The 25,114-nt window shown below is 63.3% G+C and carries 24 protein-coding genes and 1 pseudogene; 15 read left to right on the top strand and 10 right to left on the bottom strand.

Annotated elements, in window-relative coordinates; all coding sequences use genetic code 11:
• Positions 1-16: 16 nt before the first annotated feature.
• Entirely contained in the window at positions 17-1,123 is a 1,107-nt protein-coding gene (locus NKI15_RS08785; protein WP_023705620.1) for a Gfo/Idh/MocA family protein, read from the top strand.
• 140 nt (positions 1,124-1,263) lie between these two features.
• Here NKI15_RS08785 and NKI15_RS08780 read toward each other — a convergent pair whose 3' ends face one another.
• Together NKI15_RS08780 and NKI15_RS08775 are read right to left on the bottom strand one after the other, a co-directional pair.
• Positions 1,264-2,040 carry a FadR/GntR family transcriptional regulator gene (locus tag NKI15_RS08780; protein ID WP_023705621.1) on the bottom strand — a complete coding sequence of 259 codons (777 nt, stop codon included), beginning with the start codon at positions 2,038-2,040 and terminating at the stop codon, positions 1,264-1,266.
• 107 nt (positions 2,041-2,147) lie between these two features.
• A complete protein-coding gene (locus NKI15_RS08775; RefSeq protein WP_023705622.1) occupies positions 2,148-3,038 on the bottom strand; it encodes an NAD-dependent epimerase/dehydratase family protein in 891 nt (296 codons plus the stop codon).
• Between the two features lie 117 nt (positions 3,039-3,155).
• Between NKI15_RS08775 and NKI15_RS08770 the strand changes: the two genes are divergently transcribed.
• Entirely contained in the window at positions 3,156-4,094 is a 939-nt protein-coding gene (locus NKI15_RS08770) for an NAD(P)-dependent oxidoreductase (RefSeq protein WP_023705623.1), read from the top strand.
• Positions 4,095-4,113: 19 nt separating this feature from the next.
• Here NKI15_RS08770 and NKI15_RS08765 read toward each other — a convergent pair whose 3' ends face one another.
• Both NKI15_RS08765 and NKI15_RS08760 read right to left on the bottom strand, forming a co-directional pair.
• Entirely contained in the window at positions 4,114-4,896 is a 783-nt protein-coding gene (locus tag NKI15_RS08765) for a FadR/GntR family transcriptional regulator (protein WP_023690787.1), read from the bottom strand.
• 180 nt (positions 4,897-5,076) lie between these two features.
• A complete protein-coding gene (locus NKI15_RS08760) occupies positions 5,077-6,066 on the bottom strand; it encodes a sugar-binding protein (RefSeq protein ID WP_023673050.1) in 990 nt (329 codons plus the stop codon).
• A gap of 466 nt (positions 6,067-6,532) precedes the next feature.
• Between NKI15_RS08760 and NKI15_RS08755 the strand changes: the two genes are divergently transcribed.
• The 13 genes and pseudogenes from NKI15_RS08755 (at position 6,533) to NKI15_RS08700 (ending at position 17,543) form a co-directional block, all read left to right on the top strand.
• Positions 6,533-7,273, top strand: coding sequence for an ATP-binding cassette domain-containing protein (locus NKI15_RS08755; protein ID WP_023682237.1), 741 nt, complete (start codon positions 6,533-6,535; stop codon positions 7,271-7,273).
• A gap of 41 nt (positions 7,274-7,314) precedes the next feature.
• Positions 7,315-8,313, top strand: a complete 999-nt coding sequence (locus NKI15_RS08750; RefSeq protein WP_023673048.1) for an ABC transporter permease — start codon at positions 7,315-7,317, stop codon at positions 8,311-8,313.
• Between the two features lie 38 nt (positions 8,314-8,351).
• Positions 8,352-9,122 carry an SDR family oxidoreductase gene (locus NKI15_RS08745; protein ID WP_031194897.1) on the top strand — a complete coding sequence of 257 codons (771 nt, stop codon included), beginning with the start codon at positions 8,352-8,354 and terminating at the stop codon, positions 9,120-9,122.
• Positions 9,123-9,271: 149 nt separating this feature from the next.
• Positions 9,272-10,099, top strand: coding sequence for an AraC family transcriptional regulator (locus NKI15_RS08740; RefSeq protein WP_023690785.1), 828 nt, complete (start codon positions 9,272-9,274; stop codon positions 10,097-10,099).
• A 113-nt stretch (positions 10,100-10,212) separates the two neighbouring features.
• Positions 10,213-10,656: an SRPBCC family protein gene (locus NKI15_RS08735; protein ID WP_023696209.1), complete on the top strand. Its 444-nt coding sequence runs from the start codon at positions 10,213-10,215 to the stop codon at positions 10,654-10,656.
• Between the two features lie 16 nt (positions 10,657-10,672).
• The gene (locus NKI15_RS08730) at positions 10,673-11,467 is read left to right on the top strand and encodes an FAD binding domain-containing protein (protein ID WP_023705625.1); all 795 of its coding nucleotides are present in this window, start codon (positions 10,673-10,675) and stop codon (positions 11,465-11,467) included.
• Positions 11,468-11,527: 60 nt separating this feature from the next.
• Positions 11,528-12,010, top strand: coding sequence for a (2Fe-2S)-binding protein (locus NKI15_RS08725; protein WP_023707708.1), 483 nt, complete (start codon positions 11,528-11,530; stop codon positions 12,008-12,010).
• A gap of 11 nt (positions 12,011-12,021) precedes the next feature.
• Complete coding sequence (locus NKI15_RS08720) at positions 12,022-13,389, top strand: xanthine dehydrogenase family protein molybdopterin-binding subunit (RefSeq protein ID WP_352459569.1); 1,368 nt, start codon at positions 12,022-12,024, stop codon at positions 13,387-13,389.
• Between the two features lies 1 nt (position 13,390).
• On the top strand, positions 13,391-14,395 hold the full coding sequence (locus tag NKI15_RS08715; RefSeq protein WP_023699673.1) for a xanthine dehydrogenase family protein molybdopterin-binding subunit: 1,005 nt from the start codon (positions 13,391-13,393) through the stop codon (positions 14,393-14,395).
• Positions 14,396-14,402: 7 nt separating this feature from the next.
• Complete coding sequence (locus NKI15_RS08710) at positions 14,403-15,284, top strand: AAA family ATPase (RefSeq protein WP_023741753.1); 882 nt, start codon at positions 14,403-14,405, stop codon at positions 15,282-15,284.
• Between the two features lie 63 nt (positions 15,285-15,347).
• Positions 15,348-15,517, top strand: a pseudogene (locus tag NKI15_RS31970) (ABC transporter ATP-binding protein); the annotation flags it as partial.
• Positions 15,518-15,519: 2 nt separating this feature from the next.
• The gene (locus tag NKI15_RS08705; protein WP_023752948.1) at positions 15,520-16,656 is read left to right on the top strand and encodes a vWA domain-containing protein; all 1,137 of its coding nucleotides are present in this window, start codon (positions 15,520-15,522) and stop codon (positions 16,654-16,656) included.
• A complete protein-coding gene (locus NKI15_RS08700) occupies positions 16,656-17,543 on the top strand; it encodes an amidohydrolase family protein (RefSeq protein ID WP_023687944.1) in 888 nt (295 codons plus the stop codon). The genes NKI15_RS08705 and NKI15_RS08700 overlap by 1 nt, the downstream gene beginning before the upstream one ends.
• Positions 17,544-17,588: 45 nt before the next feature.
• On the opposite strand, the gene NKI15_RS08695 is transcribed toward NKI15_RS08700, so the two are convergent.
• From NKI15_RS08695 to NKI15_RS08670, 6 genes are all read right to left on the bottom strand, one after another.
• The gene (locus tag NKI15_RS08695; protein WP_023736013.1) at positions 17,589-17,996 is read right to left on the bottom strand and encodes a carboxymuconolactone decarboxylase family protein; all 408 of its coding nucleotides are present in this window, start codon (positions 17,994-17,996) and stop codon (positions 17,589-17,591) included.
• A gap of 248 nt (positions 17,997-18,244) precedes the next feature.
• A complete protein-coding gene (locus NKI15_RS08690) occupies positions 18,245-19,741 on the bottom strand; it encodes a sugar ABC transporter ATP-binding protein (protein ID WP_023736014.1) in 1,497 nt (498 codons plus the stop codon).
• On the bottom strand, positions 19,741-20,784 hold the full coding sequence (locus NKI15_RS08685) for an SMP-30/gluconolactonase/LRE family protein (RefSeq protein WP_023696217.1): 1,044 nt from the start codon (positions 20,782-20,784) through the stop codon (positions 19,741-19,743). The genes NKI15_RS08690 and NKI15_RS08685 overlap by 1 nt, the downstream gene beginning before the upstream one ends.
• Positions 20,781-22,904: an ABC transporter permease gene (locus NKI15_RS08680; protein WP_352459566.1), complete on the bottom strand. Its 2,124-nt coding sequence runs from the start codon at positions 22,902-22,904 to the stop codon at positions 20,781-20,783. Before NKI15_RS08680 ends, NKI15_RS08685 begins: the two co-directional genes overlap by 4 nt.
• 78 nt (positions 22,905-22,982) lie before the next feature.
• Positions 22,983-24,008 (bottom strand): sugar ABC transporter substrate-binding protein, encoded by a 1,026-nt coding sequence (locus tag NKI15_RS08675; protein ID WP_023668177.1) that lies wholly within the window; start codon positions 24,006-24,008, stop codon positions 22,983-22,985.
• Positions 24,009-24,067: 59 nt separating this feature from the next.
• Complete coding sequence (locus tag NKI15_RS08670; protein WP_023668176.1) at positions 24,068-25,054, bottom strand: ABC transporter permease; 987 nt, start codon at positions 25,052-25,054, stop codon at positions 24,068-24,070.
• Positions 25,055-25,114 lie beyond the last annotated feature (60 nt).

Genomic DNA, 25,114 nt, shown 5'->3' with positions numbered 1-25,114 from the left:
AGAGAGTAATAAAAGCATGAGCAGGATACGCATCGGCGTTATCGGCGCCGGCATGATTTCGCAGGTCGAGCATATACCAAACCTGCTGCAGCTCGGCGACCTGTTCGAACTGGTCGGCGTTGCCGACCCGTCAAGGATTTCGCGGGAATATGTCAGCGAAGTTCACGGCATCGCCAATTTCGAAACGCCGGAGCAACTGTTCGGCCAGAAGCTCGACGCCGTCGTCATCGGCTCGCCCGACCCGCTTCATTACGAGCAGGTGCTGGCCGCCCTTGGGTGCGGCCTGCATGTCTTCTGCGAAAAGCCGCTCTGCTATTCCCCGGCGGAAATCGCCGAGATCATCGCCGCGCGCGACAAGGCCGGCAAGGTCATGCAGGTCGGCTATATGAAGCGCTTCGATCCGAGCTACCGGCTGGCGCTGGCCTCGCTGCCCGGCACGGCAAAGACGCTGCGGTCCGTCTCCGTCGAGGTCAACGATCCCGATGCCTGGCCGTTCATCGCCCACCAGCGCTACAAGCGCGGCAACGACATTCCCGAGGAGCTGATTGCCGCAGCTCAAAGCAAGCAGAAACAACAGGTCGAGCGCGCGCTCGGCCAGCCAATAACCGATCTGGCTTTCCGTGGATTTACCGGCGCTTACAGCTCCGCCTTGATTCACGATGTGAATGCCGTGCACGGCCTGCTCGACGCGCTCAGCGTGCCGGATGGCGAGGTCGTCGGCGCGCAGATCTTCGCCAATGGCGATGGCGGCCAGGGCGCGGTAAAACTGCTCGACGGCCAGGCGCTGTGGACGATGACGCATCTCACCGTGCCGAAGCTCGCCGACTACAAGGAACGCATCACGCTCTTCTTCGACGATGCCAGCCTTGAGCTCGAATTCCCCTCGCCCTGGCTCAACCATCACCCGACCCGGCTGACTGTGAAGACCTCGGACGGCCACACACTGTCGGCGAAGGATCTGCGCGCCGGCTACGGCAAAGCCTTCATCGAGGAACTGCGCGGCTTCTGGGGTGCGATCGTCAATGGCGACGAGGTGATCAACCGCCCCGAGCACGCCGCGCGCGACCAGGCGCTGCTGATCGCGCTGACCAAGCAGCACCTGGCCACTTCGCAGGCCGGCTGAGCGCTCGCAGGATGTGTTGAGATTCAGGTCAGGCCGCGCCGAAAACATTGGGTTTCGAGAACCGGAGCGGAGCGTACTTAAGTACGTGAAGCGCGAAAGCCGGCGTTTGCAGGCCGGCCTCACCTGAATATCAGCACATCCTACCGGGTGTTGATGACGCCGTCGGTATTGGCGAGCAGCTTGCGCACCGCGTTGCGGGCCGCATCCGGCCGCTGCAGGCGGATGGCCTTCTCGATCGCCTCGTGCAGTTGCTGTGCATGCTGCAGATCGTCGAGTTCGCGCGTCGTATAGGTGAACAGATGATCGAAGGCGGATTCGATCAGCACGCCGAGCGGCACCAGCAGATCGTTGCCGGAGGCGCGCAGGATGGCGAGATGAAAGCGCGTGTCGGCGCGCGTGCGCTCCTGCAGGCTCGACGCCTCGCCCATCTCGCGGCAGGCCTGGCTGATCTCGGCCATCTGCTCCTCGGTGCGTCGCATGGCGGCGAAGGCAGTCGCTTCCGGCTCGATGATGTGGCGGAATTCCTGCACCGCCTTCAGGAACACCTCACGGTCGGGCGCGGTCGCGTACCAGGCGAGCACATCGCGATCGAGCAGGTTCCAGCGCTCCCTGGGCTCCACCCAGCTGCCGATTTTAGGGCGTGATGCCAGAAGGCTTTTGGCCATCAGCATCTTGATCGCCTCACGCACCGCCGAGCGGCTGACGTTGAAGGTTTCAGACCATTTGGCTTCATTGGGCAGGATGGTGCCCGGCGGATAGTCGCCGCGCACAATCCGAAGCCCGATTTCGCTGGCCAGTGACGCATGCACGCTGGTGCCGGGCATCCGGGCCGCGTCAGCCCGGCGAAGGGTCGCCGGGCGCTCTGCGGATGCCGCCTTTTCAGGCATCTTTCCCTTGTTCGGCTTTCCGTCCCTCATGCCTCCACAAAGTCCGGATTTCGGAAGCTGTCAAGCAAAGGGCGGGGCGTTGACGGCAAAGGCTGCGGCTGTGCACAGATCAGGTCGCAACCTTGCCCCCGGCCGGCCTATTTGACGTATTTGCGCCAGCTGTGCTCGGGACGGAAGCCAAGCATGTCCCTGGCTTTGCGGTTGGAAAGCAGCGTCTCGTGTTCGTCGAGCTCCGCCTTGACCGGCACGTCGGGGTAAAACCGCTTCAAAAGTTCCGCTGTCGGCAGGTCGGACGAGGTATCGTCATTGGCCGCGTTGAACACCTGGAAGCCGAGCCCGTCCGTTTCAACGGCGCGCAGCGTGATCTGGCCGAGATCGCGCGCGTCGACATAGCTCCAGGCGATGCGCTTGCGAAAGCCCGGATCGGCAAACCACTTCGGAAACAGCGAATATTCGTGCGGCTCGATGACGTTGCCGATGCGCAAGGCATAGATATCGGTGCCGTTGCGCTGCGCAAAGGCGCGCGCCGTGTGCTCGTTGACGACCTTGGACAGAGCATAGCTGTCCATCGGATCGACGTCGTATTCTTCATCGAGGGGAAAATATTTGGGGTCGCGCGGTTCGTTGGCGAACACCACGCCATAGGTGGTCTCGCTGGACGCGATCACCACCTTGGGGATGCCGAGTTTCACCGCCGCCTCGATGACGTTGTAGGTGCCCATCGCATTGATGCGGAACACCTCATTGTCGGTCGTGATCATGATGCGCGGTATGGCGGCGAAATGCACCACGGCATCGACCGGCTGCGGGCGCAGCGACGGGTCGAATTCGTGCAGACCCATATAGCTCGACAGCGCGTTGAACACCTGGCCGCTGTCGGTGATGTCGGTGATCAGCGTGCGTACCTTGGGATTGTCGAGCGGCTTGGTGTCGATGTTGAGCACCTGGCAGCCCTGTTCGATCAGATATTGCACGACATGGCGACCGGCCTTGCCGCTGCCGCCGGTGAACATGATCCGCTTCGTCATTTTCGTCTCCAATGCCTAGGATTTCTGTGTATTGTCAGACAATATGGCATTCTGCAACCACCCTCGCCCGCAAGACGGCGGCGCCCAATATCAATCATCGCAACAGGACTTCAAGACATGACCACGACCGCCGCGAGCGAAAAGATCGGCTTTATCGGCCTTGGCCTGATGGGGCACGGCATTGCCAAGAACATCGTCGACAAGGGCTATGGCCTGACCTTCCTCGGCCGCAAGAACCGCAAGCCGGCGGAAGACTTGGCTGGCCGCGGTGCGAAGGAAGTGGCCACCTCGCGTGAGGTGGCAGCGGCATCCGATATCGTCTTCATCTGCGTCACCGGCTCGCGCGAGGTCGAAGCCATCATCCGTGGCCCCGGCGGCCTCAAGGAGGGCCTGAAAAGAGGCTCGGTTGTCGTCGATTGCTCGACCGCCGATCCGGTCTCGACCGTGGCGCTGGCGGCGGAACTGAAGGAGATCGGCGTCGACTTCGTCGATGCACCGCTCAGCCGCACGCCGAAGGAAGCCTGGGAAGGCACGCTCGACGCCATGGTCGGCGCGCCCGACGCGCTGTTTGCCCGTGTGAAGCCGGTCATCGAAACCTGGGCCGGCCGCATCGTCCATATTGGCGATACAGGTGACGGCCACCGCATGAAGCTGCTCAACAACTTCATCTCGCTGGGCTATGCCGCGATCTATTCCGAGGCGCTGGCGCTGGCCGAAAAGGTCGGCATCTCGCCACCGCGTTTCGACAGCGTCATCCGCAACGGCCGCATGGATTGCGGCTTCTACCAGACCTTCATGCGCTGGACGCTGGAGGGCGACCGCGACGCGCATAAATTCACCATCGCCAACGCCTTCAAGGACCTGACCTATCTGGAATCGATGGCGGGTGCGGCCGGCATCGCCAACCCGCTCGGCAACGCCACCAAGAACTCCTTCGCCGGTGCCTATGCCACTGGCCCGGCCGAGCAATTCGTGCCGATGCTGGCGACATATATCGGCAAGGTCAACGGCGTCGACCTGATGCCCAGCAAGGACGGCAAGAAGCAGACGATTTGAAGGCGGCGAAAAGCCTGTGTCAGCGCCTCGACCGGCCGATAACATCGTCGGTGTTGGCGAGCAGTTTGTGCACCGCATTGCGCGCGGCCGCAGGACGCTGCAGGCGGATGTTCTTCTCGATCGCCTCATGCAGCGCCTGCGCCCGCCGCTGATCGCTGGTCTCGCGTGTGACGAAGACAAAGAGATGATCGAGCGCCGACTCGATCAGAACGCCAAGCGGCACCAGCAGATCGTTGCCCGAGGCGCGCAATATGGCGAGGTGAAAACGCGTATCGGCGCGGATACGCTCCTGCAGGTTCAAAGCCTCGCCCATCTCACGACAGGCCTGGCTGATCTCGTCCATCTGCTCGTCGCTGCGCCGCGTGGCGGCAAAGGCCGACGCTTCCGGCTCGATGATGTGACGGAACTCCTGCACCGTGCGCAGGAAGGCCTCCCGGTCCGGCCCGGTCGCGTACCAGGCCAGCACATCGCGGTCGAGCAGGTTCCAGCGTTCCCTGGGCTCGACCCAGCTGCCGATCTTGGGCCGTGAAGCCAGCAGGCTTTTGGCCATCAGCATCTTGATGGCTTCGCGCACCGCCGAACGACTGACATCGAAGGTCTCGGCCCATTTGGCCTCGTTGGGCAGAATCGTGCCGGGCGGATAATCGCCGCGCACGATCCTGAGGCCGATCTCGCCGGCCAGCGAGACATGGACGCTCGCTCCCGGAAAATGCGCGGCACCGGCCCTGCGCATGACAGCCGGACCGCGGCTGGCTTGTGCCTTGGCCCGCTCGGTTCGCTTCTTTGATTTCTCGTCCGGCATTCACGTTCCAATGCGTCGGCCGTCTGCGTCCGGACTGGTCCGAACCTGCACGGCGCGCCGATCTCGTTGCCGAAAAATCCAAACTACAGGCGCGTCAAAGCCGGAGCCTGCTGCCCCAACCGTTGCGTCCGTTCGGGAAGAGACGGGGCGCCCGTCAAAGGGCGCCCCGAAATCGAGAACCTACTTCTGGATGCAGGTGTCGACCGTGTCCTTTGTGCATTCGTCGAGGCCGGTGAACACCGGATCGGCGACGGCCTTGCCTTCGACCAGATCGATCATCACCGACGGTGCCTTGTAGCCCATTTCGAACGGCCGCTGACCAACCAGAGCGGTTACAAGGCCGTCACGGGCGATCGCCACTTCATCGCCGATCGTATCGGCGGCGCCGATGACGAAGTCGTTGCTGGCGATGCGGTCCTTGAGCGGCCCGAACAGGTCGCGATAGGGCTGCGGTGCGCCAAACAGCGGCCAGCCGCCCATGATGCCGAAGGCGTCGAGCTTGGGATTGGCGGCGAGGATGTCGGTCATCGCCTGCACGCCCTTGGCGCCGTCGTCATTGGTGAACACCGGGCAACCGGCGACTTCGGTCCAGCCGCCTTCGCCGGCAAGTGCCGCCAGGCCTTCCTTGCCCGACAGCGCGTCACGCATGCCCTGCGCGCGGCGCAGGATGTTGTCGGCCGCGGGATTGCCTTCGATGGTACAGATCGTGCCGCCGTTCGGCTTGCCCTTCTTGATGTACTCGCCGATCTTGTGACCCATCAAATAGTTGTCGGTGCCGAGATAGGTCTTGCGCAGCGCGGCATCTTCCTTGCTGAGATCGGCGTCGAGCGTCATGATCGGGATCGTCGGATTGGCGGTCTTGATCGTCTGAGCGATCAGCGGCGCGTTGGATGGCGAAATCGCCATTGCCACCGTGTCGGCCTTGCTCAGCATGTCCTGAACGATCTGCGCTTCGCCGGCCTCGTCGGAGGTCGATGCCGGGCCGGTGTAGAAGCATTCATATTCCGAGCTTGCATTTTCCTTGTTCCATTTCTCGCAGCCCTGGTGGATGGCTTCGAAGAATGGATTGTCGAGACCCTTCACCACGATGACGAGCTGTTTCTTGGCCAAAGCCGGCCCGGCGCCCAGCGCCATGGCGGCGACGGCGGCGAGCAAAAGTGTTTTTCTCATGTCAGTCCTCCCTTGAAACAGACGGACACGGCGTGCCCGCCACACAGATCGACCGGATGCTTAATGACCGAGGTTCGTTTCACGAGCACTCGTGTCGCCAAGACAGATCGATAAGCATTTCCAGATGCGGCATTGGCCCGGCTCAACACATGGGTGGCGCCGCAACCTCGACCGATAAACCTCCGCCGATTCCGCCCGGCTAACCGCCAGCGGCATCGGCATAATCTCCTCCGACGCTTAGCTAATATCGGCTTGCGGCCAACGTCAATGCTATTTGTCCTACAAAACGGATTTTTGGATAACCAAGGCTTCAATTCGTCCGACAATTGATTGACGAGCGCCGGCTTTTGCGTAAAAGAACGCTGACGCTGTTTCCGGGAGGAGATGGGGAGAGCGGGGCCAAAGCAGCGCCGGCATTCACGCCGGGAACAGCAGCGGGTCGCAAAACACGGGGAGGCAAAGACTGGTGGCGGTTCTCGAACTCACCAATATCTCGAGGCATTTCGGCGCCATCCAGGCGGTCAACGACGTATCGCTGTCGATCGAGCCCGGACAGGTGGTCGGCCTGATGGGCGACAACGGCGCCGGCAAGTCGACACTGGTCAAGATGATCGCCGGCAATTTCCGCCCCAGCCATGGCGTCATGCGCATGGACGGCAAGGAGTTGATCCTGCACAAGCCGGCGGAAGCTCGCCAGCACGGCATCGAGATCGTCCACCAGGACCTGGCGCTGTGCAACAATCTGACCGCCGCCGCCAATGTCTATCTCGGCCGTGAATTGCGCCGCGGCCTCGGCCCTTTACGCATCCTCGACTATGCCGCCATGTACAAGCGCGCCGGCCAACTCTTCGCCGAGTTGAAGTCCGAGACCCGTCCGCGCGACCTCGTCAAGCAGATGTCGGGCGGCCAGCGCCAGGCAGTAGCGATTGCCCGCACCATGCTGTCGCAGGCCAAGATCGTTTTGATGGACGAACCGACGGCCGCGATCTCGGTGCGCCAGGTCGCCGAAGTGCTGAACCTGATCCGCCATTTGCGCGACCAAGGCATCGCAGTGGTGCTGATCAGCCACCGCATGCCTGACGTGTTCACCGTCGCCGACCGCGTCATCGTCATGCGGCGCGGCCGCAAGGTCGCCGACAAGACGATTGCGTCAAGTTCGCCCGAGGAAGTCACCGGGCTGATCACCGGCGCCATCGAACAGGTTTGATCTCAGCGAATTTCACCACGCACAGCACATGAAGGTCGACGATGGCACTGACAATTGACCAGCCGATCGAACAAAAACAGCAATCCTTGCCGGCAAGACTGTTTGCCAGCCAGACCTTCTGGGTGGTGATCGCGGTCATCCTGGCCTGCCTGTTCCTGTCTTTTGCCACCGACGCCTTCGCCACGTCGAAGAACCTTTACAACATCACCCGCAACATCACCTTCGTCGCCATCATCGCGCTCGGCATGACCTTCGTCATCATCACCGGCGGCATCGACCTGTCGGTCGGTTCGGTGCTCTGCCTGTCGTCGATGGTGCTGGCCGTCACCATGCATGCCGGCTACTCCATAGAAGTCGGCATCCTCGCCTCGATCGCCACCGCGCTCGCCATAGGCGCCTTCAACGGCATCATGATCGCCTATCTCGGCTTTCCACCCTTCGTGGTGACGCTCGGCATGCTGTCGATTGCCCGCAGCCTGGCCATGGTCGCCTCCAACAACACCGTCGTCTTCCAGTTCGGCCCGGATCACGACAAGCTTCTGGCGCTGGGCGGCGGCGCGTGGGTGTTCGGCATCGCCAATCCGGTCCTCTACATGATCCTTCTGGCGCTGATCACCGGATTCACGCTGCGCTGGACCAAGTTTGGCCGCCACATCTTCGCCATTGGCGGCAATGAGCACGCGGCGACGCTGACCGGCGTTCCCGTCAAGCAGATCAAGGTCGCCGTCTATATGATCTCGGCGCTGGCGGCGGGAATTGCCGGCATCATCCAGACCGGATGGCTGGGTGCCGTCACCACCAATCTCGGAACCGGCATGGAACTGCAGGTCATCGCTGCCACGGTCATTGGCGGCGCCAATCTCGCCGGCGGCGTCGGCACCGCCTTCGGCGCCATTGTCGGTGCCGCGCTCATCGAAGTGATCCGCAACAGCCTTGGTCTGCTCGGCATCAATGCTTTCTGGCAAGGCGTGTTCATCGGCGGCGCCATCCTGCTCGCGGTGCTGTTCGACCGGATCCGCAACTTCAGGCGCAATGACTGAATGTTTTTGGACTGAACCTTCCGGCTGGAACCGTTGCCTTGACATCGAAATCCCTGTTCGAGCTCAACGGCCGGCTGGCGCTGATCACCGGCTCCGGCCAGGGCATCGGCCTGGCGCTGGCGCGCGGCCTTGCCGAGCATGGCGCAAGTGTCGTGCTCAACGGCCGCGATGCCGGCAAGGTTGCCGGTGCCGTCGCCGGCTTGCGCGACGCCGGCTTCAAAGCGCACCCCTCGACCTTCGACGTGACGGATTTTCGCGCGGTCGATGCCGATGTCGCCCGCATCGAGGCCGAGATCGGCGCCATCGACATCCTGATCAACAATGCCGGCGTGCAGTTCCGCGCCCCGCTCGAGGACTTTCCCGAGGAGCAGTGGGAGCGGCTGTTCAAGACCAATGTCTCCGGCGCCTTCCATGCCGGCAAGGCGGTCGCCCGCAACATGATCGCGCGAGGCAAGGGCAAGATCATCAACATCGGCTCGGTGCAGAGCGAACTCGCCCGGCCCAACATCGCGCCCTATACGGCGACCAAGGGCGCAATCCGCAATTTGACCAGGGGCATGTGCACCGACTGGGCGAAATACGGCTTGCAGATCAATGCCATCGCCCCCGGCTATTTCCGCACCGAGATGAACCAGGCGCTGGTCGACAACCAGGAATTCTCCGCCTGGCTGGAAAAGCGAACGCCGGCCGGCCGCTGGGGTTATGTCGACGAACTGATCGGCGCCGCCGTGTTCCTCGCCTCCGACGCCTCATCGTTCGTCAACGGCCATACGCTTTATGTCGACGGCGGCATGACGGCTTCGGTTTGACGAGAAACCCTATCGCTCAGTCTGAAAATCCGTCGGCATAAGCGGCCCCCCAAGCTCACCACACCTCCTAGCCTTGACGCGACCCCGAACTCAGCCGCACAATCCCGTTGCAGGCGAAGGGAGGCCAGTCGTCTGCGGGAGGTATACCCATGACGGACGCGATCAGGCTCTATTGGGGCCGGTTCGGACATGTTTCTGTCCTGAATGTCGCCAGCGACTTCGTCACCCATGCGCATGTCGAGGCCCACATCATCATCTGGCTGGAGGGCACGGCCGGCGAGATGACCGTCGGCCGCGAGACGGTGCTTCTGGGACCCGGCACCGCCGCCGGCATCAATTCCTACCAGCCGCACAGCCACATTCTGTCGCAGAACGGCAGGCCCGGCCTGTTCCTCGCCTTCTACATCGATCCGGATTGGGCGCGCCGGCGCCGCGACCTGCCTTCGTCGGCGCCGCTGTTTGCACAGGCGGCAATCACGCTCGAACCATGGCTGCACCGGGCCGCCGCCAACCTGCTTGACCATTTGAGCGAGAATGAAAGCATCGACGACGTCGCCAATTACGAGATCGAGCGCTTCATCGATAGCGTGCTCGACGCCGCCGACGCCTCGGCGCCGCAGGAGGCGCGCATCCGGGTCAACACAATGCAGGACTTTCGCGTCCGCAAGGCAATCCAGCTGATGAAGGCCAATGTCTGCGAACGCATCTCGTTCGACGACGTCGCCCGCAGCGTTGGCTTGTCGCGGCCGCATTTCTTCGCATTGTTCAAGGAACAGACCAATCTCACGCCCAATGTCTACTGGAACACGCTGCGCATGGAGGAAGCCGTGCGGCAGTTGCAGTGGTCGCAGGAGCCGCTGATCTCGGTCGCCTGCAATCTCGGCTTCACCACCCAGGGCAATTTCTCGCGCTTCTTCCGCGACCATGTCGGCGTGCCGCCGACGCTTTACCGCGAGGCGGCGCGGGCCATGGCCTGAGCCAAGCCGCTCGTTTTTCAGACTCCTTGATAGGGCCGCAAGACCCATTGATAAGCGCAGCACCGGCCGCCGCCCTACCCTGCTGCGTATCGAATTCGTAGGGGAATGATCATATGGCTGAAGTCACCGTCTCCAGCGTCATCGACGCGCCGGTCGAAAAGGTCTGGGCGCGCATACGCGACTTCAATGACCTGCCGGGCTGGCATCCGCGCATGGTCAAGAGCCATATCGAAGACGGCAAGAGCGCCGAAACCATCGGCTGCGTGCGTAATTTCGAGCTCGCCAGCGGCGCGCGTATCCGCGAAAAACTGCTCGACTTCTCCGACGCGAATTTCCGCGTCAGCTACTCCATCCTGGAGACGCCGCAGCCGCTGACCAATCACAAGGCGACGCTGCAATTGCGCCGCGTTACCGACGGCGACCGCACCTATGCCGAATGGACAGCAACTTTCGACGCGGCGCCCGAAGAGGCCGACAAGATCGCCGCCGGCATGGCCGCCAATGTCTTCCAGGGTGGCTTCAATGCGTTGAAGAGCCACTTTTCTGGCCAGAGCTGAGTCAGGGGAGACTGCCATGGCGCTTGCCCTCCAGACCTTTTCGGCCGTCAGGGATGCCAACGCGGCGCTGAAGGCGCCCGGCACCCGCTATCTCGGCGGCGGCACGCTGGTCGTGCGCGCCGCCAATGAAGGCGATGTCTCCGTCACCGGCCTCGTCCGCTCGACCGATCCGACCCTCTCCGGGATCACCGTTGCCGGCGGCAAGGTCCGCATCGGCGCTTCGGTGACAATGGCGGCTATCGCCCGCCATCCCGAGCTTGCGGCGCTGTCCAAGGCTGCGCGCGCCGTCGGCGGCCCGGCGATCCGCAATATGGCGACTGTCGGCGGCAATTTGTTTGCGCCGGCGCCCTATGGCGATTTCGCCGTGGTGTTGCTGGCGCTGGATGCGACGGTTGGCACCGATGATGGGGAATTGCCTATCGAGGATTTTCTGGCCAGGCGGGACGGCAGCCGCGCCATCGTCACGTCAGTCGCCTTCGCACTGCCAAGGGCCGAGAATTTCCGCTTCCTGAAAGTGTCGCGGGTCAAGCCGAAGGGCGTCTCGGTGCTCAGCATCGCCGCCGTTCTCGAACAGGCCGGCGACGGCACTGTCTCCTCGGCGCGGATCGCGCTCGGCTGCATGGCAGACCGGCCGATGCGCGCCCGCGCTGCGGAAAAGGCACTGATCGGCAGCAGGCTTGACCAGGACGGCGTCGCAGCGGCGCTGGCTGCAGCCGGTGAAGGCACTTCGCCAATCACCGATCCGATCGCCAGCGCCTGGTATCGCGCCGAGGTTCTCCCGGTCCATCTCGGCCGGCTGCTGCTTACTTAACCACCGCTTGGGGGGCGCGCGTCTGTCCGATCAATCGGGCAGGCGCGCTGGGAGGAAAACATGGCAAAGGTTCCGGTTCAGTTCACGCTCAACGGCTCGGAGAAGGCCGAATTTGTCGACAGCGGCACGACGCTGCTGCACGCGCTGCGCGACAAGATCGGCGACACCTCGCCCAAGGGCGGCTGCCACCAGGGCACCTGCGGCGCCTGCTCGGTGATCATCGACGGCGAACTCCGGCTCTCTTGCCTGACCGTGGCCGAGACCTGCAGCGGCGCCGACATCCGCACCACATCGGGCCTCGCTGAGGCCGGCGTCCTGCATCCGCTGCAGCGTGCCTTCCTCGACGCCTTCGCCACGCAATGCGGCTTCTGCACGCCGGGCATGATCATGGCCGCCAAGGTGCTGCTCGACCACACGCCCAATCCGAGCCGCGAGGACGTGATCGAGGCGCTGTCCGGCAACATCTGCCGCTGCACCGGCTACGAGCCGATCATCGAGGCGGTGCTGACGACGGCCCGAGCCAATTCGCAGAACGCGGCCTAAGGACCAAAAGAATGGAACTGCGCAAAAACTATTTCGCCGATCAGCGCAAGGACGGCCTGCACGAGATCGGCCATGGGCGGCCGCGGCTGGATTCGCCGGGTCATGTGACGGGCAAGACCGCCTATTTCGCCGACCGCAACGTCCCGAATATGCTTCACCTGAAAATGGTGCGCAGTCCGCACCACCATGCCCGCATCCGTTCGATCGACACTTCCGAAGCGGAGAAGCATCCCGGCGTGGTGAAAATCCTCACTGCCAGGGACGTTCCGCACAATGTCTACACCATCCTGATCCTGATCCAGGTCGGGCCGGAGGACGAGACGGTGCTGGCCGACGGCAAGGCACGCTGGAAGGGCGAGGCCGTGGTGGCGGTGCTGGCCGAGACCGAGCGCGCGGCTCAGGAAGCGGCAGCCAAGGTCAAGGTCGATTATGAGGTGCTGCCGGCCGTCTTCGACATGGAAGAAGCGCTGAAGCCCGGCGCGCCTTTGGTCAACGAATATCACGGCCAGAATTATTACCTCTATGACAGCGGCGAATGCCGCAAGGTGCGCTTCGGCGATGTCGAGGCGGGCTTTGCCGGCGCCGACCACATCCTGGAACAGAGCTACCAGTCCTCGCCGATCGAGCATGCGCCGACCGAGACCACGGGCTGCGTCGTGGTGCCCGAAGGCAATGACCGCTTCACCTGCTACACCAACACCCAGGCGATGTTCTTCACCCTCGACAACGCCTCGATCATCCTGCAGATGCCCGGCTCAAAACTGCATTTCGTCGGCGGCACCGTCGGCGGCGGCTTTGGCGGCAAGGTCGACGTCATCGTCGAGCCGATCGCCATTCTTGGCGCCAAGCTCACAGGACGTCCCGTCTCCTTCATCTACAGCCGCGAAGAGGAGATGCAGATCTCCTCACCGCGCGCCGCCGAAAAGATAATCATCAAGGATGGCGTGATGAACGATGGCCGCATCGTGGCTCGCAAGGTGACCGGCTATACCGATGCCGGCGCCTATTCGCGCCATTCGCCTTATGGCGCGCAGAAGGGAGCGGCGCACTATCCCGGGCCCTACACCATTCCCAATGTCTGGATCGACACTTATTGCGTCTACACCAACCGCACCCCCTCCTCCGCCATGCGCGGCTTCGGCGTCACCATCGGCGACTTCGCGCTTGAGGTGCAGATGGACAAGCTGGCGCGGCTGATCGGCATGGACCCGCTCGAATTCCGCTTCATCAACGCCTATCGCGATGGCGACATGAAGGCGCATCGCCAGCCGACCGAAGGAGCGGCGCTGATCGAGTGCATGCAGGAGGCGTCGCGCGCCGCCAACTGGCCGGTGGCGGAGAAGTATATGGCGATGTCCTCCTACAAGAAGGGAGCTTGAGATGGCGATAAGGCGCGGACGCGGCGTCGCCGCGATCAACTACCCGACGGGCATGAATCTTGGCGGCGACCCGACGCAGGCGCTGGTGCATTCGACGCCGACCGGCAATTTTATGGTCACACTTTCGTCGGTCGATCTCGGCCAGGGCCTGAAGCAGATCATGGCGCAGATCTGCGCCGAGACCATCGGCGTGCCGACCGACCGGGTCACCATCGACACCGCCGACACCGACACCGGCCCGCACTGCATGGGTACCTTCGCCTCGCGCGGCACCCACCGCGCCGGCAATGCCGTCATCCAGGCGGCCAAGGAAGCGCGCCAGGTGATGTTGGAAGTGGCGGCGGAAGAGCTGGAGGTCAACGCTTCCGACCTTGAGACTGACGGCCAGGGCAATATTCTGGTCAAGGGCGCGCCGCAAAAGTCGATCTCGATCTTCGATGTCGCCTTGTCGGCGCATTTCAAGCGCGGGCGCTCGATATCCGGGCGCGGCATGTTCCTGATCCCGCGCTCCTATCCGGAGAAAGAGACCGGCGCGATGAAGCCGTCGACCTGCTACGCCCATGCCTGCACGGTGGCCGAAGTCGAGGTCGATGACGAGACGGGCGAGGTTACGGTGCTGACCGTGAAGAACGTCTTTGAGATCGGCCGCGCGCTGAACCCGAAAATGGTCGAGCAGCAACTGGTCGGCGGTTCCTGGATGGGCATCAGCCACGCGCTCTACGAAACGACCGAGCCCTATTATCCCAACCGCGACCATGGCGGCACCGACTTCAACCAGTATCTGATGCCGGGACCGGGCGATCTCGCCCAAACCGAGATCATCGTGCTGGAGCGGCCGTCGGCGGATGGTCCTTACGGTGCCAAAGGACCAGGCGAAATGTGCGCGAACCCGCAGATCCCCGCGGTTGCCAATGCCGTCTTCGACGCCGTCGGCGTGCGCATCGACACGCTGCCGATCACACCGGAGCGCATATTGCGCGCGCTGAAGGCGCAAGCGGCGAACTGAGGACGACATGCAGGAGCCGAATGCCGAGACTGTCGCGACCTCGCCGGAGGCGGTGGCACGCCACCTCGCTGGATCGCGCTACCTCGCCGACGACAGCCTGGCCACCGCCATCTTCCTGGCCATACGGCTCGGCAAGCCGCTGCTGCTGGAAGGCGCGCCCGGCGTTGGCAAGACCGAAGCTGCGAAGGCGATCGCGCAACTGCTTGGCCGCGATCTGGTGCGGCTGCAATGCTATGAAGGCATCGACGCAGCACACGCGCTCTACGAATGGAACTACCAGCGCCAGCTGCTCGCCATCCGCCATGCCGGCGAGCATGAGATCGACATCTATGACGACCGCTTTCTGATCGCGCGGCCATTGCTGCAGGTGCTGCGGGCGCCGGAGCAGCGCGTGCTGCTGGTCGACGAGATCGACCGCTCCGACCACGAATTCGAAGCGCTGCTTCTCGAATTCCTTTCCGATTTCCAAATCAGCATCCCTGAGCGCGGCACGATCCGCGCCGAGGCGCAGCCGATCGTCATCCTGACCTCGAACCGAACCCGCGAACTGGCGGAGGCGCTGCGTCGGCGTTGCGTCTATCACTGGATCGGCTATCCCGACGCCGAGCGCGAAGCCGCCATCATCATGCTGCGCGCCGGCAATGTCGCCGAGACCACCGCGCGCGCCGTGGCGAATGCCGTGCAGTCGATCCGCGCGCGGCCACTGGCCAAGCCGCCCGGCATCTCCGAGGCCGTCGAATGGGCCAACGCCGCCACCATACTGGAGAAAGGCGGCAGCCCATGGCCGCAAGCCTTCCGCCGAGCCATCGGTGTGCTTATCAAGGACGAGGAGGATTTGTCCGCGATCGCGCCGGAGCTTGGCCAGATTGTCGAGGAGGCGCTGGGGTGACGTGTGAGGTCAACAGCTCGTTCATAGCGAGGTGGCCTCACCTGGGCACTCTGCAACGCTGGCGGGACAGCGCCCCCCTCTGTCCTGCCGGATATCTCCCCCACAAGGGGGGAGATCAGCCGTCATCCTGGTTTTCGCCAATCTCCAGCGGCGCAGAAAGAACCGAAGCGCCAAAGCTGCTGATCTCCCCCCTTGTGGGGGAGATATCCGGCAGGACAGAGGGGGGCGCGAAGGAATGATGCGTCAGGGAACCCTTCCTCTCGCCTCCGCGCCCTTCCTCGACTTCGCCCGGCTGCTGCGCCGCCACGCCTTTGCCGTCGCCCCCGAGCAGGTCTGCAGCTTCATGCAGGCCATAACCCTGCTCGGCCCGCGCTCCATGGCCGACATCCGCGAGGCGGCGCTCGCAACGCTTGCCCCCCCGCCCGATCGCCGCGGCGAATTCGAGGCGCATTTTCGCAATCACTTCCATGGCGATGGCCAACCCTCGATCGAAGGCGAGGAAGACGAGGAAACCCGCATCAAAGACGATCACGGCACGCGCCAGGAGGAGAAACAGACGACGCGCCAGGAGAAAGGCGGCGAGCTGTCGTCGGGCCTGGAGCAACTGAGCACGCGCGATTTTCAGCGCGACGATGACAGGCTGACCGCCTTTCGCCGCAAGCTGTCGGCTGCCCTGCCCGCCCGCCGCTCCTTCCGCACCGTGCGCACCCATTCGCGCGGCAAGCTCGACCTGCGCCGCTCGCTCAGGGAAATCGTCAGCGCCGATGGCGATATCCCCTCGCCGCAGCTCCGCCGCCGCCAGACGGTGCCGCGCAAACTGCTGATCCTCATCGACGTCTCCGGCTCGATGAAGCTGCACACATCGGATTATCTCAAATTGGCGCACGCCGCCGTACAAGGTGCTGACCGTGCCGAAATCTTCACCTTCGGCACGCGGCTCACCCGCATCACGTCCGCACTGCGTATCCGCGATCGCGACCAGGCTCTCGCCCGCGCGGCGGCACTCGTCGACGACTGGGACGGCGGCACGCGCATGGGACCGACCCTGCTCGCCTTCCTCTCGGTGCCCCGTTTCTCAGCCTTCGCCCGCGGCGCTGCTGTGATCATCCTGTCGGACGCGCTGGAGCGCGGCGACCATGCCGATCTCGAGACCGCGATACGCCGCCTGAGCGCCCGCGCCTTTCGCCTGTCGCTGGCCACACCGCTGGCCGGTGACCCGCGTTTCCTTCCCGCCACGGCAGCACTCCGCGCCATCCTGCCTGATCTCGACGATCTCATCGACGGCTCGTCGCCCGGGAGCCTCACCGATTTCATCCTGTCGCTCGCCCGCCCTGCCCCGGCGGCGTCGGCAATCTGGAAAAGGGTATCGTGATGCAGAAAGCCATCGACGCGCATTTCCACATCTGGCGCCAGCAGGATCAGCCCTGGCTGGTCGGCCCGATGGTGCCGCGCATTTTTGGCCCCTACGAGCCGATTCGCCGCGACTATCCGATCGAGGAATTTCTCGCCGATCAGCAAGGCGCAGGTGTCGAGAAGGCCGTCTATGTCCAGACCAACTGGGCCAAGGAGGATTTCGAAAAAGAAGTCGCCTTCCTGCAGAAGACTGCCGACGAGACCGGCTGGCCGCACGCTATCGTCGGCTATACCGATATGACTGTCGACGATGTCCGGCCCCAGATCGATCGATTGAAAAAGTACCCGCTGCTGCGCGGCGTGCGCATGCAGCTGCATTGGCACGAGACGCCGGCCTTCCGCTTCGCTGCCTCGGCCGATCAGGTCATCGACCCCAAGGTGCGGGCCAATGTCGCGCGGCTTAAAGACTATGGCCTGTCCTTCGACCTGCAGCTTTTCCCTGCCCAGATGAAGGACGGGCTGACGCTGGTCGGCGAGAACCCGCAGATCAACTTCATCCTCACCCATGCCGGCATGCTGACCGGCATGGAGCCGGAAACCACCGAGGCCTGGAAAGCCGGCCTGAGTACTCTATCAACAGCGCCGAACTTCTACGCCAAGCTGTCGGGCCTCGGCACCTTCGCCCACCGCAACGATCCGGCGTTGATTGCCTACATCGTCGACAATGCGATCGACATTCTGGGCGCTGACCACCTGATGTTCGGCTCCAACTTCCCGATAGAGAAGCTCTGGACCAGCCACGCCGAACTGATCAAGGCGCATCGTGCAGCCGTGGCGAAGCACGGTCCGGTGGCGGAAGCGGATATCTTTTGGAATACAGCAGAGAAGGTTTACAGACCGGCATAGCGCACGCTTTCCCTTCTCCCACAGGGGAGAAGCGAAAGCCGCCCCTCACTTCACTTCAAACTCAGGATCGACCGGAATCTGCATCGCAGTCACCAGATGGTTGGTCTGCCCGGCCAGCCCGATGATCGACGCCAGCTCGCCATGCTGCGCATCGGTCAAGCCTTTGGCGCGGGCAGCTGCCGTATGCGAATGGACGCAATAGGAACAGCCATTGGCGGTCGACACAGCGATGTAGATCATCTCCTTGGTCAGCGGATCGATGGCGCTTTCCGTAGCCATCACCACTTTCACCTGGTCCCATGTCCGTTTCAGCAAGGCCGGATCGTTGGCCAGCCCGCGCCAGAAATTGTTGACGAAGTCCGACTTGCGCGTCGCGCGGATGTCGTCGAACACAGCCTTCGCAACCGGGATTTTTTCGACCTCGGCATCGCTGAGGAGTTTTGTGGCGGCCATGGCGTTTCCTTTCGTTGAATCGGTGGATCAGGTGGTTGAATCAGGTTTCGAGCAAGGGCGGCTAACCGGCTATTCCGATTCAGTTTTTGATGCTGACAGAACCATGGCGATTGGCCGAAGCATCTCAGCTTCGTCATTCACGGGCGAAGCAGGCGCGAAGCGCCGTCGCGGAGACCCGAGGATGACGAAGGCGCTGAGGCCTTCGCCAATTGGTGACGTATGCGCACCGTCAAACACCGACCGGCAACCTAGTGCACTGCCGCATACATGATCTTCTCCTCCGTCGCCTCCGCCGGCGAGAACTCCTCCACGATGCGCCCCTGTCGGCACACCAGAATCCGATCCGACAGGTTCATGATTTCCGGCAGGTAGGACGAGATCACCACCACCGCCAGCCCCTCATCGGCCAGCCGGTTGATGATCTGGTGGATCTCGGCGATGGCGCCGACATCGACGCCGCGCGTCGGCTCGTCGAAGATGACGATGCGCGGCTGCTGCACCAGCCCCTTGCCGATCACCACCTTCTGCTGGTTGCCACCGGAAAGCTCGACCACGCGGGCGTTGTCGTTTATCGCCTTGATGTTCAGCGTCTTCGTCCATTCTGCGGAAAGCGTGCGCATCTCCTGCTGGTTGATCACCCAGGCCTTTTCGCGGCCCGCCGCCAGGAGCCCGCCGAACAAATTCTCGGCAATGCCCATCGTCTCGAAAATGCCCTCGCTTTTGCGGTCCTCGGAGACGTAGACGATGCCGTCGGCGACCGCTTCGCTCGGCACGAGATAGCGTACCGGCCGGTCGTCCAGCTCGATGGCGCCGCCGCGCAGGAAATCGCGCTTGTAGATGCCCGACACGATCTTGAAGGTCTCGGTGCGGCCCGAGCCGATCAGCCCGAACACGCCGGTGATCTGTCCCTGAAAGATCGAGAAGGAGGTGTTGCGCACGACATTGCTCATCGAAATGTCCTGCACCGACAGCACCTTCTTGCCGGCCTTGCGCAGCTTCGCCTCGTCGCGCTGGCGGTAGATCTGTCCCGACAAAGTGCGCCCTACCATGGCGGCGACGATCTTGTCGCGATCGAAGGCCGATGTGTCGTCGGTTATGACCAACTCGCCATCGCGCAGGATTGTGATGCGGTCGGCGATCATTAGCGCCTCTTCCAATGCATGGCTGATGAAGACGATCGAGACGCCGTTCGCCTTCAGCCGCCGGATCAGTGCGAAAAAGTGCCGCTTCTCCTCCGGCGTCAGCGTCGCCGTCGGCTCGTCGAAGATGATAATCTCGGCATTGTGGTGAACGGCGCGCGCGATCTCGACCATCTGACGCTTGGCCGCGCCGAGCGTTGCCACCATGGCGTTCGGGTCGACCGGGAAGTTCAGCGATTGCAAAAACTGTTGCGCCGAAATGTAGGTGCCGCGCAGCCGGTTGAGAAACTTTTCGGTGCCGAGATAGAGGTTCTGCGCCACTGTCATCGACGGCACCAGGCTGGTCTCCTGGAACACCATGGCGATGCCGGCCTCGAGCGCCGCATGCGGCGAGGCGTAGGCGATCTCGCGGCCTTTGTGGAACATCTTGCCGGAAGTGGCGTCGACGACGCCGGCAATGATCTTGGTCAGTGTCGATTTTCCGGCGCCATTCTCGCCGAGCAGCGCGTGGATTTCGCCCTTGCGCAGTTCGAAGCTGACTTGTCTGACCGCGGGCACGCCGCGATAGTTCTTGGTGACATTTTCCAGGCGCACGATCGGTTCCATCAGAAACCTCCCGCGTCGAGCACGCAATCGCCGCCCCTGGAGGCGATGAATAGAAGTCCGTCCTTCTCCGCCACGCTGCAAATGCCGTGGCGCGTGCCGTCGGCGCGGCTGTGCAGGCTGAATTGCGGCTGCATGGTCCGGTCGAGCTTCACCACCAGCCCGTAGGAGCGGCTCGGCGACCAGGGCTTGTGGATGCCCATGGTGCGGATGCCGCCACATTGCAGCGGTTCGAGGAAGCTGCGGTTGGAGGCCAGCGCCGGCGCGATCCAATAGGCCGGCGGCACTTGGTCGATCATGTCGCGCCGGTAATGCGTTTCCTGCAGCACGAATTCGATCAGCCGGTTGCGCGGCGCGAACAGGGCCAGCCACGCGCCGCCATCGCCGGCCGGCGCAAGGCGCGCGGGATAGCCGGGCAGATGCGTCAGCACGGTCGAGCGGCTACCGGTTGCACCATCGAAGCGAACAAGCTGGTGACGCCAGCTTTCGCTGACCAGCACATCTCGCCCCGTGGGATGGAGCCCATAGGGAAAGGCGATCTCGCCGGCCACTTTGCGGAACCCGCCGCCGGCTGCGTCCCGCCTCCAAAGCGATCCGGACGCGCCCTTCTTCATCAGGTCGGCGGCCCATAGCGACGGCGCATGCTCAGCCGAGCCATTGGCCAGCCACAACGTGTCGTCCTCGGCATAGGCAAGCGCGGTGATGCAGCTGACGCCAGACGGCAGCGAAACCTCCTTGCCGGCGACCAGCAGCTTGCCGCTCTCAAGTCCGACCGTCAGTTCTCCCGACAGTGATAGAGCCAGCGCAGTGATGGGGGAAGGAAAGGTCTCGACAACCTTCGGCTCCACTTCTGCGGCAAGCGAATAGATGGCGTTGCCGCTGGAAGCGAGCAGCCGGCCATCGGCAACCAGCAGATTGTCGGGTTCGATCAGTCCGGCAAAAACCGGCGCATCATCGAGCCGCGTGTTGGGCCGGAAGGCGCCGTCGAGCGGCGGGATGGTGACGGCCTTGCCGCGAAACATGTCCAAGATGGGATCGAGGATCATGGCTGCGTTCCCCAATAAGAAGCGGAGCTGGTCCAGGTCGGGTCCGCGCCCGCAATCTTGTAGCGGCCGATGCGGTTGTTGAGGATGCCGCCGACGAACAGGAAACCCTTGTGCTCGCGCATCGAGGTGACCATCGGATGCGCGCCGCCGGTGAGGTCGCCCATCGCCTCGATAATGCCGCCCTTGTCGTTGAATTTCACCACGCCGCCGGTGTTGATGTTGGGGAACAGCCACTCGTCCTGCGGCAGCCGGCGCGTCATGCGCTTGCGCATATCGGGATGGCGCAGCGACAGGTCGAAGCTCGGCGTGCGCATGCCGAGCCATGCCATCCAGTAATTGCCGTCGGAGGCGCGGTTGATGTTGTCGGGATAGCCCGGCATGTCGCGGATGACGCATTCGGCGGCGCCCGCCTTCGGCCCTTCCAGCCAGTAGCGATGCACGCGGCAGGCCCAGCTCTCAGCGAAGAACAGCGACTTGCCGTCATGCGCCATGCACACACCGTTGGTGTAGCGGTAGCCGTCGAGCAGTGTCTTCGTCGAACCGTCCTTCGGGTCATAGACCAGCAGCCGGCCGGTGGCGCGGTTCTCGATCGAGTCAAGCGCCCAATCGTGGGCGTCATAGCGCTTGGTGGAGTCAGTGAAATAGATGCGCCCGTCCGGCGCGATGTCGCAATCATTGGGGTCGCGCAGCCGCGCATCGTCTACGATCGAGGTCCAGGAGCGCGACGTCTCGGCCGACAAGCGCCTCACTTCCCGATCCGGTGAGACGGAATAGAGCCCCATGGCGCCGACGCAGCTGATCAGATTGCCCGATTTGTCGAAGGCCAAGCCTAGCGGAAAACCACCGATATGGGCAAACACCTCCGACTTAACGTAATCCGGTGCGAAAAAGCGGACGATCTCGCCATGGCGCGTGCCGCAATAGAGATGGTCGTCGCGGTCGAGGATGACGTCTTCCGGCCCTTCCAACTCGCCGAGCCCGATATGGTCGGCCGCCGACAGCCGGTTGTCGAGCGCGTAGGGCGTGCCTGAGCCCGGCACCGCAGACTGTGTCTCGCCCATCTTGAGATAGACCGGCGCGACATAGACTTCGTTGAGCACCTTATGGCGGTTCTTCAGCCAGCGGATGTCGATCGTCACCGCCACCGCCAGCATGATGCCCAGCACCATCTGGTTGGTGCCGGTGCCATAGCCCAGCCGGATCAGCCCGTTGGTCATGGTCAGCACGATGATGGCGCCCATCAGCCCCTTGATGACCGAGCCGCGGCCACCACCCAGGCTGACGCCGCCGACCACCGCCGCCGTCAGCGCCATGATCTCAAGGTTGAGGCCGGTGCCCGGCCCTGCCCCACTCAGGCGGCAAGCGATCAGGAAGCCGCCGATCGAGGCGCAGAAGCCGGAAAAGACATAGGTCATGAACACGGTGCGACGCACGCGAATGCCGGCATTGTGCGCCGAGCGCCTGGATCCGCCGACCGCCAGCACATGCCAGCCCGGCCGTGAGCGCGTCAGCGCGATATGGGTGACGATGGCAAGAATGATCGCCAGCCACACCGAGACCGAAAGCCCCCAGAAGGTGCTGTCGCCGATGAAGTCGAGCACATCGGATGTCGCCTGGGAAAGCTGCACGTCTGCGGCATAGGTGGTGACGAGAATATCGAACAGCGCCCGGCCAAAAATGAAGGTGACCAGCGTAGTCAGAAAGGCGCGCAGCCTGAGATAGCCGACGAGGTAGCCGTTGACGGCGCCGAAGATGAGCCCGGTGGCAAGCGATGCCGCCAGCGCCAGCCAGATAGACTGTTCGAGGATGAAGAAGACATAGACGGCGGAGAAGCAGGACAGCGCGAAGATCGAACCGACGGACAGATCGATGCCGCCGCCCAGCATCACCACCGTCATGCCGGTGACCACCATCGAGAACTCGCCGAGCTGGCGGCTCGATTCCTGCAGCGAGGTCAGCTTGAAGAAGCCGGGAATGATCGAGCCGAACACGCTGAGCGTCGCCACCAGCGCCAGGAACGGAATGGCGTTGTCGGTCCAGCGTTTTGTCAGGATCTCGCCGACCAGATGGTCGGGCACGAGATTGTAGCGCCAGGACTGGAGGCGTTCGCGAAAGGACATCGGCGGCTGCTATTCCATGAGGGAACGAGGTGACCGGATTGTCCAGTCACCTCGTTTATTTCAGTCGAAAAGCGCGGCTTACTTCGCCGCCGCTTCGGCCTGCAGCGCCTTCAGGTCCCAGCAGCTGTCGGGCTTGAGGTCGGCCTTGGTCGTAGCCTTCTCCAGCGTGTAGATGTAGGTGTGCGACGTGCCGGCCGGCTGGCCGCTCTGCAGCAGGAACTTGATGATAGCGTTCATGTCGCCGGACTGGCGGGCAAGGTCTGTCATGACAACGGCGCCATAGGTGCCGTCCTGCAGCTTGTCGCAATCGGCCGCCTTTTCACCGCCGCCGGTGGTGACCAAAAACACCTTGCCGTCGAGCTTAGCGTCGCGGATGGCGGCGGATGCGCCGGTGGCGTCGCCATCCCAGAAGTCGATGATAGAGCAGATGTCCGGGTTCTGCTGCAGCATTGTCGTCGTCACGTTGCGCGACGTCGTCGGATCCCAGTTGGAGTCGGGCTTGGCCACGACTTTGAAGTCGGGGTGCTTCTCCAGCACCTTCATGATGCCGGCATACTGGTAGAGACTGGACGAGTTGGCCTGATCACCCTGCACAAGGCCGATCTTCTTCGACGAATTCTCGCCGCAGCCCTTGATCGCCGCTTCGGCCTCGAGTTGGCCGAGCCGGTCCCAGTCACTGCCGACAAAGGCGTCGGCCGGGAAGTTGGCGGGATTGTCGACCAGTATGACGTAGGTTCCGGCAGCCTGCGCCTTCTTCATCAGCTTGGAATAGGAGTTGAGATCCGGCGCATGGATGATCAGCACGTCCGGCCTTGTGTCGGACGAGATCGCGTCGGTGATCGCCTGTGCGCCGGCATCGACGACCCAGTTCGGATCGCGTGTTTCGAAGGTGCCGCCCCAGGCCTCGACTTCCGTCTTCAGATAGTGCGACCAGCCCTGCGCAAGGTCGAAGCCCATCGCCAGCGGCACCAGCATGACGCGCTTGCCCTTGAGCGCCTGCGCGTATGCGGCCGGGCCCGGATCGTCGGCGGCGAAGGTCGGCGCGACGAAGGCGGTAGCGGCAAGCGCCGTGGCGGCCGCCATCAGTGTTCTGATCAGTTTCATGTCACATCCTCTGTTTTTCACTTATTGCCGGCCGGTCCGCATGACCCGTCGGGTACCCCTTAGATGTCGCCCTGCTGCGCGGTCTGTTCGTCGCGCGGATTGATGATGCCGTCGACGATGATGGCTCCGAGCAGGATCGCCGCCTTGATCAGGTTTTGATAGAGCAGCGGAATGTCGATGATGGTCATCGCGTTCGACAGGATGCCGATAAGTGCAGCGCCCACCAGCACATTGCGCACTCCGCCCCGCCCGCCGGACAGGCCGATGCCGCCGATCACCGCCACCAGCACGATGTCATAGAGCAGCGTCGAGTTGACGACGCGGGTGTTGATCGAGTGCAGGCTCGACGCCGTCAGCAGGCCGGCGATCAGCGCGACGAAGGCCGAAACCACATAACGCAGCACCAGCATTGGCCGCACCGGAATGCCGATGTTGCGCGCGGCGACCGGATTGTCGCCGGCGAAATAGATGTAGCGGCCCCATTTGGTGTAGCGCAGGAACAGGAAGAACAGGAAGGCGAGCCCGGCGAAGACGAACACTTCGATCGGAATGTCGAGGAAACGCAGGCCGCCGAGCAACTCCACCCAATGGCCCTGAGGCACCGGCACCGCATCCTGTGTGATCAGTTGCGAGCGGACATAGCCGAAGACGAAGGAGCCGGTCGCCAGCGTCACGAAGATCGCCGGCACGTCGGCATAAGCGACGAGAAAACCGTTGAGCAGGCCGATGGCGAGCACGCCTGCCAGCACATAGGCGAAGGCGAGCCCATCAGGCGTTCCGGCGTTGAGCAATTGTAGATACCAGGCGACCGACATCGCCATGATCGCCACCGCCGACAGGTCGATGCCCCTGCCGATTATGACGACCGCCATGCCGAGCGCCAAAATGCCCAGCACCGACACCGAGCGGACGATGGCAACGAGATTGTTGGCAGCGATGAAACCAGGCAGCCCAATGGCAGCGGCGACGAACAGCACCACGGCGATGGCAAAGACAATGCCTTCCTGATTCAGGCTCCTGACATTTGGCCAGCCAATCGTGTTCATGTCTGCATTCGCCCCGATGGCAGCTCTGCCACCCCTTCCGAGAAAGCTAATCGGCTCGGC

The organism is Mesorhizobium sp. M0862, from assembly GCF_040319795.1.
Lineage (GTDB): Bacteria > Pseudomonadota > Alphaproteobacteria > Rhizobiales > Rhizobiaceae > Mesorhizobium.
The sequence above is the reverse complement of the archived record's forward strand: the minus strand, read 5'-3'. Positions and strand labels throughout refer to the sequence as shown.

What these genes read in the sequence shown, in the direction of transcription:
- NKI15_RS08785 (WP_023705620.1), top strand. Translation starts at nt 17, where the DNA reads ATGAGCAGGATACGCATCGGCGTTATCGGCGCCGGCATGATTTCGCAG.
- NKI15_RS08780 (WP_023705621.1), bottom strand. Translation starts at nt 2,040, where the DNA reads ATGAGGGACGGAAAGCCGAACAAGGGAAAGATGCCTGAAAAGGCGGCA.
- NKI15_RS08775 (WP_023705622.1), bottom strand. Translation starts at nt 3,038, where the DNA reads ATGACGAAGCGGATCATGTTCACCGGCGGCAGCGGCAAGGCCGGTCGC.
- NKI15_RS08770 (WP_023705623.1), top strand. Translation starts at nt 3,156, where the DNA reads ATGACCACGACCGCCGCGAGCGAAAAGATCGGCTTTATCGGCCTTGGC.
- NKI15_RS08765 (WP_023690787.1), bottom strand. Translation starts at nt 4,896, where the DNA reads ATGCCGGACGAGAAATCAAAGAAGCGAACCGAGCGGGCCAAGGCACAA.
- NKI15_RS08760 (WP_023673050.1), bottom strand. Translation starts at nt 6,066, where the DNA reads ATGAGAAAAACACTTTTGCTCGCCGCCGTCGCCGCCATGGCGCTGGGC.
- NKI15_RS08750 (WP_023673048.1), top strand. Translation starts at nt 7,315, where the DNA reads ATGGCACTGACAATTGACCAGCCGATCGAACAAAAACAGCAATCCTTG.
- NKI15_RS08740 (WP_023690785.1), top strand. Translation starts at nt 9,272, where the DNA reads ATGACGGACGCGATCAGGCTCTATTGGGGCCGGTTCGGACATGTTTCT.
- NKI15_RS08735 (WP_023696209.1), top strand. Translation starts at nt 10,213, where the DNA reads ATGGCTGAAGTCACCGTCTCCAGCGTCATCGACGCGCCGGTCGAAAAG.
- NKI15_RS08730 (WP_023705625.1), top strand. Translation starts at nt 10,673, where the DNA reads ATGGCGCTTGCCCTCCAGACCTTTTCGGCCGTCAGGGATGCCAACGCG.
- NKI15_RS08725 (WP_023707708.1), top strand. Translation starts at nt 11,528, where the DNA reads ATGGCAAAGGTTCCGGTTCAGTTCACGCTCAACGGCTCGGAGAAGGCC.
- NKI15_RS08720 (WP_352459569.1), top strand. Translation starts at nt 12,022, where the DNA reads ATGGAACTGCGCAAAAACTATTTCGCCGATCAGCGCAAGGACGGCCTG.
- NKI15_RS08715 (WP_023699673.1), top strand. Translation starts at nt 13,391, where the DNA reads ATGGCGATAAGGCGCGGACGCGGCGTCGCCGCGATCAACTACCCGACG.
- NKI15_RS08710 (WP_023741753.1), top strand. Translation starts at nt 14,403, where the DNA reads ATGCAGGAGCCGAATGCCGAGACTGTCGCGACCTCGCCGGAGGCGGTG.
- NKI15_RS08705 (WP_023752948.1), top strand. Translation starts at nt 15,520, where the DNA reads ATGATGCGTCAGGGAACCCTTCCTCTCGCCTCCGCGCCCTTCCTCGAC.
- NKI15_RS08700 (WP_023687944.1), top strand. Translation starts at nt 16,656, where the DNA reads ATGCAGAAAGCCATCGACGCGCATTTCCACATCTGGCGCCAGCAGGAT.
- NKI15_RS08695 (WP_023736013.1), bottom strand. Translation starts at nt 17,996, where the DNA reads ATGGCCGCCACAAAACTCCTCAGCGATGCCGAGGTCGAAAAAATCCCG.
- NKI15_RS08690 (WP_023736014.1), bottom strand. Translation starts at nt 19,741, where the DNA reads ATGGAACCGATCGTGCGCCTGGAAAATGTCACCAAGAACTATCGCGGC.
- NKI15_RS08685 (WP_023696217.1), bottom strand. Translation starts at nt 20,784, where the DNA reads ATGATCCTCGATCCCATCTTGGACATGTTTCGCGGCAAGGCCGTCACC.
- NKI15_RS08680 (WP_352459566.1), bottom strand. Translation starts at nt 22,904, where the DNA reads ATGTCCTTTCGCGAACGCCTCCAGTCCTGGCGCTACAATCTCGTGCCC.
- NKI15_RS08675 (WP_023668177.1), bottom strand. Translation starts at nt 24,008, where the DNA reads ATGAAACTGATCAGAACACTGATGGCGGCCGCCACGGCGCTTGCCGCT.
- NKI15_RS08670 (WP_023668176.1), bottom strand. Translation starts at nt 25,054, where the DNA reads ATGAACACGATTGGCTGGCCAAATGTCAGGAGCCTGAATCAGGAAGGC.